Below are 16,502 nucleotides of genomic sequence, written 5' to 3'. Positions count from 1 at the left end.
TTCTTTCGTGCAGAGTTAATATTTAAGCGCGTTTTTATTTTTGTGTTTATTTTAGTTACACATTCCTATATAATAAGGATATAAGCTATTGAGCAAGTTAGATATAGCAATATATTTTACTTGCAGAAGGTAAATTTCTTAATTATTTTGAGGCTCAATTGAAAATCAGAGCATTAGATGTCAAAGCTGGCGATCGCATAGTTGCCTACTGCAATAACAAAATGCAAATCTGTAAAGTTAAAAGCATTTCAAACACTGAGCAGATGAACATCACACTTTCAGTATTTACCTCGGAACATTATCGTGGCTGCCTAGTCTCAAGTGTAGTTCGCTTCCGTGATGATGCTTTGGTTGATTTGGTCAGCTAAAAAAACCTACAATTCAGTATTGATTGTAAATCCCAAACAGTATTTGAATTGGTTTTAGTCCCAGTTTAATCTCCTAGCTGGATTTGACTTGATAGCAAGTAAGGTAGGAAAAAATGTTATTACAGGCATACATAACCCCGGTTTTTGCAAAAACCGGGGTTACACAATTTATGTTCATTAAACAGTCTTGCGAGAAATGCAGGCGTGGTTTGTAGAATTCTCAGTTTTAACAACGCTGTAACTGTGCCAACAACACCACTATCTCATCCATTGCTTGCCGTAAAACACTTGCAGGTTGTTCCGATTGATTTACCATAATACTGAGAATTATAGGCTCATATTCAGGCGGATTCATATATCCTGAGAGGGAAATTGCACCACTTAATGTACCTGTTTTGGCTTGAAAAATTCCCTCCGCCGGAGTATTACGAAAACGATTACGTAAAGTGCCACTTTTTCCAGCTATAGGTAAAGATGCACGATACAAATTGGCAACTGGGGTTTTCGCTACTCCCTGCAAAGTTTGTACCAATGCTTCAGGGGTAATTAAATTCCGTCGTGATAAACCGGAAGCATCTACCAATCTATAACCTGTGGGGTCAACTCCCAACTGAGTTAAACTTTTTTTGAGAACTTCCAACCCTATATCCGCAGTGTTTTGATTTGCTTGTTTGGATTGTTGAAAAGCTAAAGCTCGCAAAAGTGCTTCTGCATAGAGATTGTTACTATTTTGGTTAGTTTCCATAACTAACTCCGATAAAGGCGGTGACTGCACAAATGCTAATTCCTGTTGATTATTGCTCCTATTAGCAACTAATGTTTGTCCCAAAGCAATTTGTTCTGTTGCTAAAACTGTACGGAAACGCCTTAAAAAGTAATAATTGGGGTCAACGACAGGTAAACTTACTAAATATGGTTGGGAATTAGCTGCTACTTGTCCTTCTATTCGCAGTATTTTACCAGTTAAATCGCGGCTAACACTGATGTAACTCGGTTGATTTTCTGCAACTGTCACAGACCGATTAACTAATAACCACTGTCTTGCTTCATTATGATCTTTCCACCCTAACTGCGAAGTTTGACCGACACTTTGGGGTCTTATTTCTAAGCCAAAAACATTTTGATTTAAAATAAAACTATTAACTGGCGCACCATAATCTGACTGTAAATCTTCCCATTGCCAAGTAGAGTTTACAATATCACCTTGAATATAACTATCGTCGGCAATTAACTGCTGAATTTGAGTGATACCCTTCTGTTTTAGCTGTTGGGCGAGTGCTTTTAATTGGGTATCATTAAGGCTGGGATCGCCTCTACCCACAACGCTAAAAATACTATTCTCATTTTGATAAATCGAGGTACGGAAGCGAAAGTTTGCACCCAAATGTTGCAGTGCAGCAGCTGTAGTCAGCAGTTTGGTGTTGGAAGCAGGAATAAAATATTTTTGGCTATCTCGACTATAGAGAGTTTTTACAGATGACAGTGGTTTGACTAAAATTCCCCATCGGACTCGATTAAATAGGGGACGATTAACTATTGCATCTATAGCTGTGCCGATTTGAGCCGAACAAATTGATTTAGTGGTATTTGATGGTGCAGATGGGGTTTGAGCTTGAACGAGTTGCTGAGTTACACAAATATGTGTACTAACCATCAGTAAAACTAAACTAAGATTAAGTTTTTTAGAGATCATTGAGAGGAATAAAAACTACTTGATGATAATAACTTAGGGCAGTAGGGTAGTTGGTCTATAGTTTTCAACAGTTATCAGTTATCAATACTTTTCTCTTCCTTGTTACATCATGATTCAGATATTTGCTTTGCCTGCATTGATAGCTTTATTACTTTCTGTTGCTAACTGCACAGTAAAAAGAGATCCCTCGTCTAGCTTACTTTTGACATTAATTGAACCACCGCAATGCCACAATAATCGCTGCACAATTGTTAAACCTAAACCAGCACCATTAATTTCGTCGCTGACTCCTGAACGCACGCGATAAAAGCACTCAAAGATTTTGGGAATTTCACTTTCAGCAATACCAATACCTGTGTCGCGTACTTCTAGTTGGACATATTCGCCATGAAATTTGGCTCTAACCCAGACTTGACCACCGTTGGCAGTAAAATTGATGCTGTTATGTAGTAGATTAATCACTATCTGTTTAAGTCCACCAGTGACGCACCAAACAGCTGGTAGATCAGTGGGTACAGTGTAGGCTAACATGATACCTTTTTCTTGGGCTAGAGGTTGGTAAGTGCTGACTACCCCAGGGACAATATCTGCAAGTTTGACCAGTTCTAGGGTTGTATTTTCTAAGTTATGCTCTAGTTGGACGAGATCCAGTAGACTTGTAATCAAAATACTCTGGCGATCGCACTGACTATTGAGCATTTGTAAATAACGTTGTCGTTGGTTGGGTTTAATATTTGGTGAATTCAACAACGAGAGGGCTGTTTTAATCTGGGTTAGGGGTGTCCGCAACTCTTGACAGACGTTACTTAAATATTCATCTTTCAGGCGTTCTTTCTTGTGTAAGTTTTGATTTTTTTCTTTTAACTTAGAAATTCGTTCAGTTCTAATTTGCCGATTGATTTCATCTTGTCGCTGGATTTGCTTGGCAAATAATTGACTAATCAATCCTGGTTCTGATGCAGTTGGACAAATGAAATCCGTAGGTGCAATTGTATCTAATTCCGATTTAATCTCCTGCTTTAACCCATCTAAAATTATTTGAATAACTTTGCTATCAATGCTAATAAGAGTTAATAAAGGTTGACTCTTATTAGCATTTTCCTTGCTTAAAACTTGACTTTTATCTTTTTTGATTGGTTGATATGCTACCACTACACTGCAAAAATTTGGTGATAAAACTATCAGAAAATATTCACAGCTAATGTGACTATTTGGTATTGATTCCAAACTTATATGACGGCAATCTAAAGGAGATGAGGAAGTCAAATTTTCCTCACTTTCTGGTTCTGCTTCTGCTTCTGCTTTCTTCTCCTTGGGTTGACATTTGTATATGGTACTTACTGTTCTCGCTGATGACTGATAGCGAATTAATTCTGTGTACCAAATTTTTCCCGGTGGGAGTTTAAACCATATCGTTGCATTGATCTGCCGTTCAATCAGTAAATCTATTGTTGCTCTGACTAATGAGAGCAGCGTAGCAGGATTAAGAGGAAATGCTTGGGGGGGAGAGTCCACTCCTAACGCTAGCTGATAAACGGAAAAATCCTTATGCAGAGAATCATTCATGGGTCAAACGCGACAAATAAAAATTAGGGGAAGAAAGAAATAATTATGTCATTGATTTTCACTTATTTATATACTTTTTGACACCTAAAATACTTAAAAAGTATTAATTAATTGGTGTGTAGGGGTGTAGGGGAAGGAAGAAGTAAATTCTCTCCCAGTCCCCAATTCCTCAATCACCTCTAGATTGCAAAGCGGCGCGTGCGTGTTCTCGGTCATCAAAGTGGATTTTTTCTGTGCCGAGAATTTGGTAGTCTTCATGACCTTTGCCAGCCAGTAACACACCGTCTCCGGGTTGGGCTTGGAGAATGGCGGTACGAATAGCGGTAGCGCGATCGCAAATTACTAGCGGTTGTATGGTGTCGGGTATGCCTGCTAAAACATCCTCTAAAATCTTTTCTGGGTCTTCAGTGCGGGGATTATCGGAGGTGACTACCGCCACGTCTGCTAACTCTGCGGCAATTTTACCCATTTTGGGGCGTTTGGTGCGATCGCGATCGCCACCACAGCCAAAAACACAGATCATTTTCCCTGGAATAAACGGCCTAGCTGCTTTGAGTAGGTTTTCTAAGCTATCCGGTGTGTGGGCATAATCCACAATGACGCTAATTTTTTGGTCAGGACTAATCTGCACCCTCTCCATCCGTCCCGGAACTCCCGGAAATTCAGGAATAGCGGCTGCGACTAATTGCAAATCTAACCCCAGATGTAAAACTGCACCGACGGCTGCCAACAGATTTTCTAAATTATATTGACCGACTAGAGGCGATCGGAAAGTTACATTACCCTCTGGTGTATGCAGCATACCACTCACACCATTTGGTTCATAACTTAAATCACTCATCCACAAATGAGCATCGGCATCATTAACGCTGTAACTCCATACTTTTTCAGGATTCAAAGCGGCAATTAATCGGTTACCGTAGGGGTCATCAGCATTAATAATTGCCCGTCCCTTCAGATATTCAGGGCTAAATAACAACGCCTTCGCCCCAAAATAATCTTCCATATCGCTGTGATAGTCCAAATGGTCTTGGGTGAGGTTAGTAAACACCCCCACCTCAAATGGACAACCCAGGACACGGCCTTGGGCTAAAGCATGGGAACTGACTTCCATCGCGCCAAACTCACAACCAGCTTTTACAGCCTGTGCTAGTTGCTGTTGTAGTTCCACCGCGAAGGGTGTAGTATGAGCAGCCGTTTGTTCAAAACCAGCCCAACGAGTGTAGAGAGTCCCCATCAAAGCTGTTGGTAATTTAGCTTTGGTGAGTAAAAATTCAATCAGGTGAGTAGTAGTAGTTTTACCATTAGTACCAGTCACACCCACCAGCTTGAGTTTTTGCCCAGGATATCCATAAAAAGCAGCCGCAATTTGGGCGCAAGCTTTGGTCATGTCGTTAGCACTAATGACAACAGCCTCATCTGTGGGAGGATTTTTTTGTACAGCTTGGGGGGAAACGATCGCCGCTACAGCACCGGATGCGATCGCACTTGGCCAAAATTCTCCTCCATCTACACGTGTTCCAGGCATCCCAATAAACAAATCTCCCGCACTACAAGCATGGGAGTTGGTCTTTAATCCTTGGACTTCAGCATCCGCCAAAGCCGGAGGTAATTGTGCAATACTGTCAACCGTCGCTAGTAATTCCCGCAATTTCATCTTGTGAACCTCAGCACACACTTTGCTTGCGCTTATTCTGCATTATTTTTTTCTATCTTGGCTAAATACTTACACAACATTTGCTCCAATTGCTGGACACTAGCACGAGGAGAAGGACGGGGCAAAGCTTGTGCTTGCTCGTTTTCTGACTGTATTAGATGCAGAACTGGAATCTCATACTGATATGCACCAAACCAATCTTCACGGGTAGTAATGTCACGAATCTCTAACTCAAATTGCAGATTTTGGATCTGTTCCAGCTTTTCTTGCAAGCCTTCACACAAATGACAACCGGGTTTACTGTATAAAATTAATCGCATTTACCTAAAATAATCGCGCTGATCGCATCTTTCATAATAGGCGCAAAATAGAGTTATGGAATCAGAGTAGGCGATCGCTATGACTCAACTCAAAACGGAAATCACAACCCAACAATTCCTCGAATTACCAGAGGGGGATATTACTTACGAATTAGTTAATGGGGAATTAAAAGCCAAAATATTACCAAAAAAATATCATTCTAGGCTAACAGGCGCAATTATTACACTTTTAACGCCGTGGGCGCAAAATCGCGGTGAAATTGGTATCGAGTGGGCAGTTACTCTCAAACGCCAAGGACGAGATTGGATTCCTGTCCCCGACTTACTTTATATTTCCTTCTCACGTCTCCCTAATGATGTCATTGAGGATGCACCCTGTCCCATACCACCAGACTTAGTGATTGAAATTATCTCTCCCGGTCAAAGTTTTGGAGAAATGAGTGCCAAAGCCACAGATTACCTAGATGCAGGCGTGATGAGAGTTTGGGTGTTAGATGCCAAAGCTAAAACTGTAACCGTGTTCTATCCTGATGCCAGACCACAAACAAAAATCGGTGAAGATATTTTAGCAGATGACCTATTAACAGACTTACAACTCACACCCCAACAAATTTTTCAACAAGCAGGAATACCTTAAGTATTTGGTGCGATGGCGTAACCGCCCAGCGTAGCTGATCGCCTACCAAAAACCACAAACTCTAGAAAATACTCCGCGATAACTTAGCGTAACTCTGCGTTGAAAATTCTTCTTCTGAAAATACTAAAAAATGTTACTAGAGTTTTCAATTACACAGTGTGTATTAATTCTTGAGCGATAATAGAAGTATAAACCAGTGAAAAAACCAATACCTCAATCAAACTCTAAAATCTAGAGCTACATCAGGAGGTTTATGATGACACACGATTTTCCTTTATTTGATCCTAGCACTTACCTGATTGTCAAAATCAGCGTGTTAATTATCTTGTTGCTAGTATTTTTAACAATTTCTGCTGCTCCGGTTATTTAATTACTAGCTGATTAATATCTCACATTTCCCAATTGTAGCAGTCTCCTATATATCTGGAGATGAGATGATGCTGGGTATAAATAATCTCACACAAACCCTGGTAATTTTTACAGCTTTGTTAATCAATTTCAATTTTAATCAGTCAGTTCAAAAACAAAATGCCAATTTGTGGGTTGCAGTCCCCAAGGTAAACATTGCCAATTTAGCAGATGGTAACTACCAATTTTGCAGTCAACCTGACCCCCAAGACTGGCGTGTTGGTGCGGGTGTTTGTGCGAATTTTAAAAAAACTGTGCATAAATTTGAGGGGTATTATGGCTATCCCCACTCCGATAACTTTATCTGTATTAGAGGTAGCATGAAAGGTAATCTAATTACAGGTGAAGCTTTAGCTATATTGTGGAGTGGTAGTCAGCAGAATAATTTACCCAAATCTGCATTTAAATGGGATGTTGAAGGGCGATTGACACTAAATCAAGGTAATTTGATGAGTAACGCTAATCATCATGAGGATGCTGTGCAGAGGATTATTTATCACCAAGCTTTGCTGAATCTTGAGGGGTTTTATCAATACAACCACCCTCGAATGACTCGGCCATCTCAACTGTGTGATTGGAATTTAAAACAATCAATTAACTAGCGTGTTCCCAATCACTTAATAGTTCAGGTGATTGTGTGATTTGCTGAGGTTTGCGTAATGGTACTTTAGGTGAACCAATATCCATGCGAGGAAAAGACTGCTGTTTTTTAGCAGATTTTTTATCTGGTTTGGTAGTGATTGTCTGTGTAAGTGTCATGATTAATCAAGCCTTAACGAAGAACTGCGCCTACAGTTTATAGCAACCATTTTCAAATGGCAAATTCCTGATGAAGGATATAAAAAAATTCCGCGATCGCACGGGTATCGAGAGCTAACATATCCTTCCTGTGCATAAATGTAGGATATCTCTATTATTCTCAGCTTTTGGACAATTATCCGTTTTATTCAAACATTTTCTTTTGTAAGGAATTACACCTCAATATCACACCATTGATAGAATTTGTTTTGTCATCACTACTAATACAACAGCAATCAAGATTAAGTAGCCATGATGAACTGCATACACCACCAGGGATAAAAAATCTCTCCCTCTGCTTCCAAGACTGTTCGGCTAAGAGTATTGGAGGTTATGGTAACGAAACGCAAGCTACAGGTTTTTAAACAAATTTTTGTGTAAATTCATACATTAAATCGACTCTACCTTTCCTTAACATTGCTGGATCTAGTCTTTCAGTGGTGTTACAAGTCATCAAAACAACTAATCGCTGCTTGATTTGAATCCCTGCATCATCAATGACACTTTGATACAAAGTCCCATCCAATAAGCTCAAAATGTGTTCTGTTTTGTTGTTATGCTGGGCTACTTCCGAGGCGCGGTTTTGAGCTAAGTTATCAGCTTCGTTAACAATAATACAAATTCGTTCTAAATATGTGGGTGGAACAAAGTTAGCGATCGCATCATGATCCAAAATAAATATGACGAATCCTAAAGGGACAAGAATTTCTTTGGCTACTGCTTGTGTCCACGCAGTTTTACCTGTACCTGGTTCGCCGTTGACTACCACCGCAAGCTGGTTTTGGTTGAGGATGGCTTGCTGCACTGTATCTGTGAAGCTTTGAATATCTGTGGGGAAACTGCGGATTTGGAATTGGCTATGGACTTTCCCGACGCGGCTTTGATAGCCACTCAGCATCACTGCTAAATCGTAAGTAGCTTTGTTAACCAGTGGTGACATATCCCTGGACATTAACGTATATTGTCGCCGTCCGCGATCGTAAGCTTCGACTTGTAGCCAAATATCTTGTTCTGACCAATAGGCATAAACCGTATTCAAAACATCGAGACGTTCCCAATTCACAAATTTTTCTACAGGATAATAAAAATCTCTTTCTAAGTAATATTGGGTAATGATATCCGGACGGCCTAATACATTTAAAACTCGTAAAACTGTAATTTCTTGTAGCCGATTCAGCACATAATCAATGGGTATGCTATTGCGACTAACAAATTGTAATATTGGCGTTTCTGTATTTAAAACATCTTTATAACGATAGTCTGGGGCTTGTGGATTAGGTGTAACATAATGCCAAAATTTTTCTATTTCATAGCGGGTATTTTCCGAGGCTAGACTTAAAATATTAGCCCACCAAGTATAGTTATTTCTGCCTAAAATTTCTGCCATACCACTGGCTAAATTCAAAGTTTTTTGAGTTAACTCTCTGGTATCATTATGTAATAGTTCACCTAAAAATTCCCAGTTTAATTCTCGATGCAATGGTCGCCAACCACTAGCAAGTAAGCTTTGATTGTTTTGATTTTTTGGCGTAATTTCGTTGCGGCTAAAATAATCAAATTCCATATTTTAGATAAAAGTCACAGGTTGAGAATATTCTAATAACAGCAGATTAATATAGAGATTGCAAATCAGGATCTATCCAGCTTTTGCGAGCGTTTTCAGACATGATTAAGTTTTGACTATAGTAGTTAAATACCAGATTCTTATTACCATATACATCAATGTAATTTATTAGTGAGTTCTAATAAATAACCACTTGCTTGGCTATCTTTTAAATAGTGACTAACTAGATAAATCCAAAACAATGTCATGGTTTCATGATAGCCACTATTGTGTGTATTGGCAATCTTCATGGCTTGATTGTAACGTTGTATACCGTCACGAATCAAGGAGATAGCTTGTTTTTCTGGGTGGCGAATAAGATACCATAATGCAACAGTTAAATGGGCATGATGATCCCATCGAGAATGAGGCAGTGTAAATTCATTGAAAGCTTTAACAATACTTTGTATTTCATCAACTGTTTGATATTTATTTGTTACCTCACTCATATTTTATATTGGGGTAATCGAATGGGGAGTGAAAAATAAGCATCTTAGATTTATCAGATTTAAAATTATGAAATTGATATTGATATCATCTGCTGTCACTGACTAGGTTTGATATTTTAGCTAATAGTTAAGGTTAGTGATTTTGCTGTATAAATCTTTTTATACTACAAATACTACACTATGGTTAGCCAATCATACATAGAAATTTACAAAAATATATTAACTCCTTGTTTGATGATGAAATACTAAGTAAGTGACTTATTAAGTTAATACAATTTGATCCAGAGCCTCCACTGATAAAAATGTATCTTTACATCTACTGAAATAAATAACACCAGGGATTATACTGCAAAACATAATTATGTATATTAAGTTATGATGAAGTTACGCAAAAAATATTCTGTAATCTTGCGTATAATCAATAAGTGTCTGCTAAACCTATAAAAATTATCGTAATTTTTTGAATTTTTTTGACGAGATACCTTGTCTGCTTACGAATGACGATCAATTCTCATGGAATCTTCTAGAAATGTATCTGGCAAAATCATTCATGAGTGATAAAAAGAAGCGCAACTCTCAGCAGCCGTTGATTTTAGCAGTGGAAGACAACGATGATAGTCTACTGCTGATTAGTTATGCCCTTGAATCACTTGGCTGTAGATTTATTTGTCAACAAGATAGTACTAATACTGTACTAGTAGCAAAAGAGTATCAGCCAGACTTAATTATGTTAGATATCTTGTTACCCAGTCTCAATGGGATTGATGTTATAAGTTATCTCAAACAAGAACCTCTAACGCGTGAAATTCCTGTAGTAGCTGTCACAGCTTTGGCTGATAGAGAGGATCAAGAACGCATTCTTAAGGCAGGGTTTAATGAATACCTCTGTAAACCTTACATGATTGAAGATTTAGAGGCAGTGATTCGCCGCTTACTTTGTGGCAAGTTTCAATTTGCCTCAGCTTATCAGTTATGTCAAGAATAGGGAACAGGTGACAGGTGACAGGTGACTAATGTAAATTTTTTGGTAGTTGGATGGTGAATGTACTACCTTTTCCTAGTTCGGATGTGAGGCTAATTTTACCTTCGTGCGCTTCGATAATGCGGCTGGACAAATGTAATCCTAAGCCACTACCTGATCTTTTATTCCTACCTTGGCGAAATCGCTCAAAAACAGTAGCTTGGTCTTCTATCGCAATTCCATAACCAGTATCTTCTACTTCGATATTTACCCAGTTGTGATTGGTTTCCCATATCGTGATGCTAATGCTACCTGTGTCAGTAAATTTAATAGCATTACCGACTAAGTTATGTAGCACACGCCGTAGTTCTAAGGCATCACCCATAACTACACCAGCTTTATTTCCCAGATTATCTAATTGACTGGTGTCTAGCTTGAGACTGATATTTTTTTCGCTGGCTAGAGGGATGAGTTCGCTGACTACTTCTGAGGCGATTTCAGGAAGATTGCAGCTTTCGTAATTCAAGGTTTTTTTACCTGCCTCGAAGCGATAAACTTCTAGGAGGGTGTTGACCATTTGCATGAGATTTTGATTGCTGCGAATCATCACAGCGATCGCTTGTTTCATTTCTGGAGAAATCGGGCAAAAGGTTTCTTTTTCAAACAAATCCAGCATCCGATCTGCTGCTACTAAAGGGGTGCGTAAATCGTGAGTCAGACGAGAAACAAAGTCTTCCCGTTGACGTGCCATTTTGCGTTGTTCGTCAAGACTATGCTTGAGGCGGAGAAGCGATCGCACTCTCGCTAATAATTCATCTGTATCAAATGGTTTGCGAATAAAATCATCAGCACCAGCATCTAAACCTTCGACAACACTGGATTCGTGAAAGGCGGTAATCAACAAAATAGGAATATAGTTGAGTTCAGGATTCTTGCGGATGCGCCGTGTCACTTCATAACCATCCATTCCGGGCATCATCACATCTAGCAAAATCAGATCAGGTGGAGATTGAGTAACTTTTTCTAGAGCTGACTTCCCATCTGTAACTGAATCAATCTCATAGCCTTCACTTTCGAGAATGGTCTGAACCAAAATCAGATTATCTCTAGTATCATCAACAGCTAGAATACGATCAATTTTAGAATTTTCAACAACAGACATGATAATCAACTGGTTAGGAACTTTTATAGTTTGAGGTGAGGAAACCCCATAGAGACTTGACTCGTTTGAGAAGGAGATGGATGTGAGTTTTGAGGCGAAGACAAAATTCCTTTGCCATTGAAATCCACCGCCGCTAACGTTTGGTTTGAGGTAGATAATGATACTTTTCTGGGTAGTTCAATTTTAAATAGAGAACCAACCCCTACTTGACTTTCAAGAGAGATTTTGCCGCCCATCATTTGGACAAGAGAGTTGATAATTGCTAAACCCAAGCCTGTACCTGAATATTTACGGGTAATACTTTGATCAACTTGTCGAAAAGCTTCAAAAATATGCTGAGAATCTTGAGAAGATATACCTATACCTGTATCTCGAACAGCGATCGCCACTCGATTTTCTCCCAGGTCTTGTAATTCCACCCAGATACTACCAGACTCAGTAAACTTAATAGAATTAGATAATAAATTTAATAATATCTGTCTGATCCGTACCGGATCATTAAAAATTAAAGAGTTAGCTATATTAATTTTTACTATCAAAGACAACTTTTTTGCTTCTGCTAAAGAACGCATTTCTGCAACTGCTGTATGAGTGACTTTAGCTACATCAAATAATTCTGGCTGGAGTGCTAATCTTCCTTCCTCCAACTTAGAAAAATCGAGAACTTCATTCACTAGCAGCAGCAAGTGCTTACCGTTATTCAGGATACGTTCTACCATATCCGCTTGCTGATTTGTGAGTTTGCCAAACTTAGGGCGTAACAATATTTGAGCAAAACCAATAATAGCATTCATTGGTGTTCGCAACTCATGAGACATTGTAGCTAAAAACTGAGATTTTAGCCGTGATGCTTCTAATAGTTTTAAATTTTGTAACTGAATTTGTTCCTGTTGTCTCTCTAGTTCTTGATTTTTACGTAATAACTGTTCATGGCTTTCTTTCAGCTGCTGATGTGCTAAATCTCTTTGCAGTTCCGCTTGGTAAACTCGCATCGCATGGCGTAAAACCTGAGTCACGGTTGCTGATGACAGCCTGGATTTAGCCAGATAATCGGTAGCACCAGCTTTCATCAATTCAACAGCCGTTTGTTCGTCTCCTTGATCTGTGATCACTACTAGGGGAACTTTAATTTCCGAGTCCCGAAGCTTTTGAATTAAGCTTAAAGCATCTTGGTCTGGCAAATCATTGTCCAAGAAAACACAATCATAAGTAGTACGTCTTAAGGTAGAGATTGCAGTTTTTGCGTCACTTACTTCAGACAATTCTATTTTCTCACCTGCTTGGGTCAGGGCTAAATAGACTGTCATGCGGTCTAACTCATCATCGTCTACAACCAAAATTCTCAGCGTTTCTTTCATTGGTTTTTATTTTCGCTGTCAAATACAGGTTGGTGTCAAACATATCTTGTTTTAAACTAACAAACTAAATAATTCTAAATGTTGGGTATGTATTTTGAGAATTATACTGAGTGAATGAAAGAGGTTTAGATTTTAGGATGTCTCTAATTAGAATAGAGGCTGATTCCAGAATTCAGCATACTTCCCACACAACATTATGAGTAATTCTAACCCGTTCCTTTACCAATAAACTAATTCCATTGGTAATATGAACTTTATGGAGTTTTATTTTGGTAGTCCTGACATTTAGTTGATCATTCATCCTTTGCTAAAATCATATTTATTTACATTGGGGGTATATTTTGTATTTAAATTGTGCTGTAGTTGAATTGATCATGAATTAGCAATTAATGAACAAGGCATAGATCGCTGACGCCCAACAAAGACAACGACTATTACAAAGTAAATTACAACACTTTATTAACCTTCATTACAATTGTAAAAGAATGAGTTAACACAAGTCCTCACCCATTGGTGAGAGTTGGAAACAAACATTGTGTAACATCAGCTTGGGGTATTGAACTGTTGCGATCGCTTGATCTGAGTGCAGCAAAATAATCTGAACTTGTGGTATTTGGTATTTCTAAAATTTGTTGGCGATCGCTAAAGGCATTCCCGTGTTTTTTTGGTGATTGCAACTTGTGAGAGATGACAAAAGTTACAATAAATTTAGCTAAAATCATCAGTAAAGACTATGTTAATTATCTGTTACAGTCAGCTTGTAGTATTTTTCCTACTTTTGAAAAGACTAGAATATTGAAGCGGGGGTACTTAAAGTTTTCTGATTTTATCTTCTCGATGAAAACTGCTGATCACTTTTCTGCTAAATTTAGCCATAATATGCCATACTAGTTGATAAAATAACTATCAATAAGCAAGAATTAGACAAACATAACACAACGGCAGGATGTGAATAAAAAGTCGGAAAAAGGTCGTATTAGCTCTTGTATCCCAGATTTTTCAACTGTAATTACTGTAATATATCAAGTCAGTCTACTTGATCAGTGCAGAAAGCAAGTATCATATATTATTAAGTGGAAAATAAATACATCCCAAGCATGATTCTGAGCTAAATCCAGCCTGAAAAAAAAGGTAGTGATTATTTCTATCGGTGGATGCAGGCATATACAGAGATCATCTATCTTAGGTTTGGAAAACTCATAGAAAGCAAATTAGAAACAACTAAAAAAAATTTAGTTTGTCAGCTGCAAAGAAGAAATAGCGGGTGTAGCAATGAATGAAATTAGCATTATTTTAATTGAAGACCATGACCTAACGAGGATGGGGTTAAGAGCTGCATTGCAGTCCCACGGAGGATTGAGAGTAGTTGGTGAAGCCGCTAATGCGACTCAAGGACTAAAACTGTTGGAAACAGCAAAGCCAGATGTCGCCGTGGTAGATATTGGACTACCTGACATGGATGGCATTGAACTCACCCGTAAGTTTAGACGCTATCAAGCTGAAAGTGGACAAACAAATACTAAGGTTTTGATCCTGACAATGGATCATACCGAGGATGCGGTGCTAGCAGCCTTCGCCGCAGGTGCAGACTCTTATTACATGAAAGAGACAAGCATTAGTAAATTAACAGAGGCGATACAAGCAACTTACGCCGGTAACTCTTGGATTGATCCAGCGATCGCTAATGTAGTATTACAGAAAATGCGGCAGGGTATCCCTGTAGAAACCCAATCATCTGATAAGCCAAAAACGGTCAAAATCGAAGCTTTACCTTCAGAATACGAACAAGTTTTAGAAACTTACCCACTCACACAACGGGAGTTAGAAATTTTAGAGTTAATTGTGGCTGGTTGCAGTAACGGACAAATTGCCGAGAAACTCTATATTACTGTCGGCACAGTTAAAACTCACGTTCGTAACATTCTGAATAAACTGTGCGCCGATGACCGTACCCAAGCGGCTGTAAGGGCTTTGCGTTCTGGTTTGGTAGCGTAATTGCTGGACGTTGGGTATAGATTTTCTGAACCTCTCCCCAACCCCTCTCCGACGCGGAAAGGGGCTTAAATACTGAATTTTTCTACTAAACACTCAGCAATCCTGGCTGCTGCACCTGGCTTCCCCATCCTCCGCCTACCATTCTCGGCAATGATATGCAGCCTATCAGGATAAGTGAAAAGCGATCGCACTTCTTGAGCAACTTGTCCTGGTTCTGGCACTAAAATTAGCGATAAGCCTAAAAGTCGGCTTTGGGCTTCTGCAAAACCGGGGTTATATTGCGGCCCCTCCCCAGGAATGGCGATCGCGGGTTTACCTAAACCGATAAACTGTTCTGTAGCTGTCCCCGCCATTGCGATCGCCACATCTCCCCAATGCAAACATTCGTTGTATGCTTGTTGCGTCAAGATGATGTAGGCATTTCTTTGTTGAAAGATCAAAGCAGTGTCATCCGGTAGGGGAAGAGGTGATCCTGTAGACGTTCGCCAGCCTTGAGACTGGACAGTTTGGGCTAGTCTACTCAAGTCTAGATGAGGTGCGATCGCTCCTAAAAACACTACATGACTAGAACTAGGGATAAACGAATTTTGCTCCTGAAAACTCCCCATCAATGCAGACACCGCCACCATAATTATTTCCCAATTTTTATAGGCTTCCGGCGCACGCGAACCAGGGAGGAGAGTAATCCCCAATGGTCTAGCTATTTCTTGCTGTTGGGTATTAAACCTCGCCTCTAAACCATCCATCATCGGATTTCCCACATCAAAAGCCGGAATCTGCCACTGATTTAAAATTTGTGTTGTCAACCCATCCCTAGGAAACACCGCACGACAACGGCGGCGACTCATTAACCACCTCTCCCAAGGATGATAAATCGAACCCGAAAAGTTTTCCCATTTGGCTGCTTTTGATTTCCTAGCTAATATTCCCACTTCATCCCGCACATAATATTCTGATTTCGCCGTGCCGATAAAGGCATATTTAGCACCACTCATAAAAGCAAACAATAACGGGACAATATCCCCCACCGCCAAGATAGCGTTCTTGTTCCCTAATTTTTTCTGGGAACGCACCCAACGCCGCATCGCTTGAATTTGACTCCAAGTCAGTTGTACCAAGCCACCTTTCACATCCCGCGCCAATTGTCGCCCATCCATATAGATAAACCCACCAGAAGGCATAGTCCGCACTGAACCAATGAGGGGAATATCTAACTGTTGGTAAGCCCGTCCTTCACCCACCAGAGGTAAAGCAAAGATATCTGGTGGGTTTGATTGTTGCAATAGTTCTTGCAAAATGCGGACAGCAATTACATCTTCCCCATGACCATTACTTAATACCAACAACTGCAACCGAGAACTTGCGGTGGGCGAATTAGCTAGGGATAAGCGGGATAAATCATTCATGAGAAATACAGGTGACAGGTGACAGGTGATAGTGAAGAAGGAAAGAAAGAGAGTGTTTATTTCATTTTTTGTTAGCTAGTGCGTAAGGCTGCTACTTTGAGGCTGATAAGAAACAAAATAT

17 protein-coding genes are annotated in these 16,502 nt (G+C 39.5%); 6 read left to right on the top strand and 11 right to left on the bottom strand.

The annotated features are described in order from the left end of the window. Positions 1–158: 158 nt before the first annotated feature. A complete protein-coding gene (locus VB693_RS04215; protein ID WP_190709826.1) occupies positions 159–368 on the top strand; it encodes a hypothetical protein in 210 nt (69 codons plus the stop codon). Positions 369–594: 226 nt separating this feature from the next. Here VB693_RS04215 and dacB read toward each other — a convergent pair whose 3' ends face one another. The 4 genes from dacB to VB693_RS04195 form a co-directional block, all read right to left on the bottom strand. After that, on the bottom strand, positions 595–2,022 hold the full coding sequence (gene dacB, locus VB693_RS04210; protein WP_416233365.1) for a D-alanyl-D-alanine carboxypeptidase/D-alanyl-D-alanine-endopeptidase: 1,428 nt from the start codon (positions 2,020–2,022) through the stop codon (positions 595–597). Positions 2,023–2,175: 153 nt separating this feature from the next. Beyond that, on the bottom strand, positions 2,176–3,627 hold the full coding sequence (locus VB693_RS04205; protein WP_323265179.1) for a DICT sensory domain-containing protein: 1,452 nt from the start codon (positions 3,625–3,627) through the stop codon (positions 2,176–2,178). Between the two features lie 169 nt (positions 3,628–3,796). Next, positions 3,797–5,284 carry a UDP-N-acetylmuramoyl-L-alanyl-D-glutamate--2,6-diaminopimelate ligase gene (locus tag VB693_RS04200; RefSeq protein WP_323265178.1) on the bottom strand — a complete coding sequence of 496 codons (1,488 nt, stop codon included), beginning with the start codon at positions 5,282–5,284 and terminating at the stop codon, positions 3,797–3,799. A 32-nt stretch (positions 5,285–5,316) separates the two neighbouring features. Further along, entirely contained in the window at positions 5,317–5,604 is a 288-nt protein-coding gene (locus VB693_RS04195) for a glutaredoxin family protein (RefSeq protein WP_323265177.1), read from the bottom strand. A 79-nt stretch (positions 5,605–5,683) separates the two neighbouring features. On the opposite strand from VB693_RS04195, the gene VB693_RS04190 reads away from it, so the two are divergent. Further along, positions 5,684–6,241, top strand: a complete 558-nt coding sequence (locus VB693_RS04190) for a Uma2 family endonuclease (RefSeq protein WP_323265176.1) — start codon at positions 5,684–5,686, stop codon at positions 6,239–6,241. 434 nt (positions 6,242–6,675) lie between these two features. Then, entirely contained in the window at positions 6,676–7,251 is a 576-nt protein-coding gene (locus VB693_RS04185) for a hypothetical protein (protein ID WP_323265175.1), read from the top strand. Here VB693_RS04185 and VB693_RS04180 read toward each other — a convergent pair. Further along, positions 7,244–7,408, bottom strand: coding sequence for a hypothetical protein (locus tag VB693_RS04180; protein WP_323265174.1), 165 nt, complete (start codon positions 7,406–7,408; stop codon positions 7,244–7,246). The two genes, VB693_RS04185 and VB693_RS04180, sit on opposite strands and share 8 nt — an antisense overlap. A 248-nt stretch (positions 7,409–7,656) precedes the next feature. Here VB693_RS04180 and VB693_RS04175 point away from each other — a divergent pair, with 248 nt between their 5' ends. Then, positions 7,657–7,812 (top strand): hypothetical protein, encoded by a 156-nt coding sequence (locus VB693_RS04175; protein WP_323265173.1) that lies wholly within the window; start codon positions 7,657–7,659, stop codon positions 7,810–7,812. On the opposite strand, the gene VB693_RS04170 is transcribed toward VB693_RS04175, so the two are convergent. Both VB693_RS04170 and VB693_RS04165 read right to left on the bottom strand, forming a co-directional pair. Further along, on the bottom strand, positions 7,809–9,011 hold the full coding sequence (locus VB693_RS04170; protein ID WP_190701237.1) for an AAA family ATPase: 1,203 nt from the start codon (positions 9,009–9,011) through the stop codon (positions 7,809–7,811). The two genes, VB693_RS04175 and VB693_RS04170, sit on opposite strands and share 4 nt — an antisense overlap. A gap of 155 nt (positions 9,012–9,166) precedes the next feature. After that, positions 9,167–9,499: a hypothetical protein gene (locus tag VB693_RS04165; RefSeq protein ID WP_323265172.1), complete on the bottom strand. Its 333-nt coding sequence runs from the start codon at positions 9,497–9,499 to the stop codon at positions 9,167–9,169. 529 nt (positions 9,500–10,028) lie between these two features. On the opposite strand from VB693_RS04165, the gene VB693_RS04160 reads away from it, so the two are divergent. Continuing rightward, positions 10,029–10,484, top strand: a complete 456-nt coding sequence (locus tag VB693_RS04160; RefSeq protein WP_190701231.1) for a response regulator — start codon at positions 10,029–10,031, stop codon at positions 10,482–10,484. Between the two features lie 25 nt (positions 10,485–10,509). Here the strand turns inward: VB693_RS04160 and VB693_RS04155 are convergent, their stop codons facing one another. The 3 genes from VB693_RS04155 to VB693_RS04145 form a co-directional block, all read right to left on the bottom strand. Beyond that, the gene (locus VB693_RS04155; protein ID WP_190701228.1) at positions 10,510–11,622 is read right to left on the bottom strand and encodes a response regulator; all 1,113 of its coding nucleotides are present in this window, start codon (positions 11,620–11,622) and stop codon (positions 10,510–10,512) included. A gap of 23 nt (positions 11,623–11,645) precedes the next feature. Further along, the gene (locus VB693_RS04150; RefSeq protein ID WP_323265171.1) at positions 11,646–12,980 is read right to left on the bottom strand and encodes an ATP-binding protein; all 1,335 of its coding nucleotides are present in this window, start codon (positions 12,978–12,980) and stop codon (positions 11,646–11,648) included. A 503-nt stretch (positions 12,981–13,483) separates the two neighbouring features. Further along, positions 13,484–13,702, bottom strand: coding sequence for a hypothetical protein (locus VB693_RS04145; RefSeq protein WP_323265170.1), 219 nt, complete (start codon positions 13,700–13,702; stop codon positions 13,484–13,486). Positions 13,703–14,252: 550 nt separating this feature from the next. Here VB693_RS04145 and VB693_RS04140 point away from each other — a divergent pair. Next, positions 14,253–14,975: a response regulator gene (locus VB693_RS04140; protein WP_190701221.1), complete on the top strand. Its 723-nt coding sequence runs from the start codon at positions 14,253–14,255 to the stop codon at positions 14,973–14,975. 65 nt (positions 14,976–15,040) lie between these two features. Here the strand turns inward: VB693_RS04140 and VB693_RS04135 are convergent, their stop codons facing one another. Beyond that, entirely contained in the window at positions 15,041–16,381 is a 1,341-nt protein-coding gene (locus VB693_RS04135) for a lipid-A-disaccharide synthase-related protein (protein WP_323265169.1), read from the bottom strand. Positions 16,382–16,502: the final 121 nt, after the last annotated feature.

The sequence above is a fragment of the Anabaena sp. UHCC 0399 genome (assembly GCF_034931465.1).
Lineage (GTDB): Bacteria > Cyanobacteriota > Cyanobacteriia > Cyanobacteriales > Nostocaceae > Trichormus > Trichormus minutissimus.
This window is presented reverse-complemented; position numbering and strand designations above follow the sequence as displayed.

What these genes read in the sequence shown, in the direction of transcription:
- dacB (WP_416233365.1), bottom strand. Translation starts at nt 2,022, where the DNA reads ATGGTTAGTACACATATTTGTGTAACTCAGCAACTCGTTCAAGCTCAA.
- VB693_RS04205 (WP_323265179.1), bottom strand. Translation starts at nt 3,627, where the DNA reads ATGAATGATTCTCTGCATAAGGATTTTTCCGTTTATCAGCTAGCGTTA.
- VB693_RS04200 (WP_323265178.1), bottom strand. Translation starts at nt 5,284, where the DNA reads ATGAAATTGCGGGAATTACTAGCGACGGTTGACAGTATTGCACAATTA.
- VB693_RS04195 (WP_323265177.1), bottom strand. Translation starts at nt 5,604, where the DNA reads ATGCGATTAATTTTATACAGTAAACCCGGTTGTCATTTGTGTGAAGGC.
- VB693_RS04190 (WP_323265176.1), top strand. Translation starts at nt 5,684, where the DNA reads ATGACTCAACTCAAAACGGAAATCACAACCCAACAATTCCTCGAATTA.
- VB693_RS04185 (WP_323265175.1), top strand. Translation starts at nt 6,676, where the DNA reads ATGATGCTGGGTATAAATAATCTCACACAAACCCTGGTAATTTTTACA.
- VB693_RS04180 (WP_323265174.1), bottom strand. Translation starts at nt 7,408, where the DNA reads ATGACACTTACACAGACAATCACTACCAAACCAGATAAAAAATCTGCT.
- VB693_RS04170 (WP_190701237.1), bottom strand. Translation starts at nt 9,011, where the DNA reads ATGGAATTTGATTATTTTAGCCGCAACGAAATTACGCCAAAAAATCAA.
- VB693_RS04165 (WP_323265172.1), bottom strand. Translation starts at nt 9,499, where the DNA reads ATGAGTGAGGTAACAAATAAATATCAAACAGTTGATGAAATACAAAGT.
- VB693_RS04160 (WP_190701231.1), top strand. Translation starts at nt 10,029, where the DNA reads ATGTATCTGGCAAAATCATTCATGAGTGATAAAAAGAAGCGCAACTCT.
- VB693_RS04155 (WP_190701228.1), bottom strand. Translation starts at nt 11,622, where the DNA reads ATGTCTGTTGTTGAAAATTCTAAAATTGATCGTATTCTAGCTGTTGAT.
- VB693_RS04150 (WP_323265171.1), bottom strand. Translation starts at nt 12,980, where the DNA reads ATGAAAGAAACGCTGAGAATTTTGGTTGTAGACGATGATGAGTTAGAC.
- VB693_RS04145 (WP_323265170.1), bottom strand. Translation starts at nt 13,702, where the DNA reads ATGATTTTAGCTAAATTTATTGTAACTTTTGTCATCTCTCACAAGTTG.
- VB693_RS04140 (WP_190701221.1), top strand. Translation starts at nt 14,253, where the DNA reads ATGAATGAAATTAGCATTATTTTAATTGAAGACCATGACCTAACGAGG.
- VB693_RS04135 (WP_323265169.1), bottom strand. Translation starts at nt 16,381, where the DNA reads ATGAATGATTTATCCCGCTTATCCCTAGCTAATTCGCCCACCGCAAGT.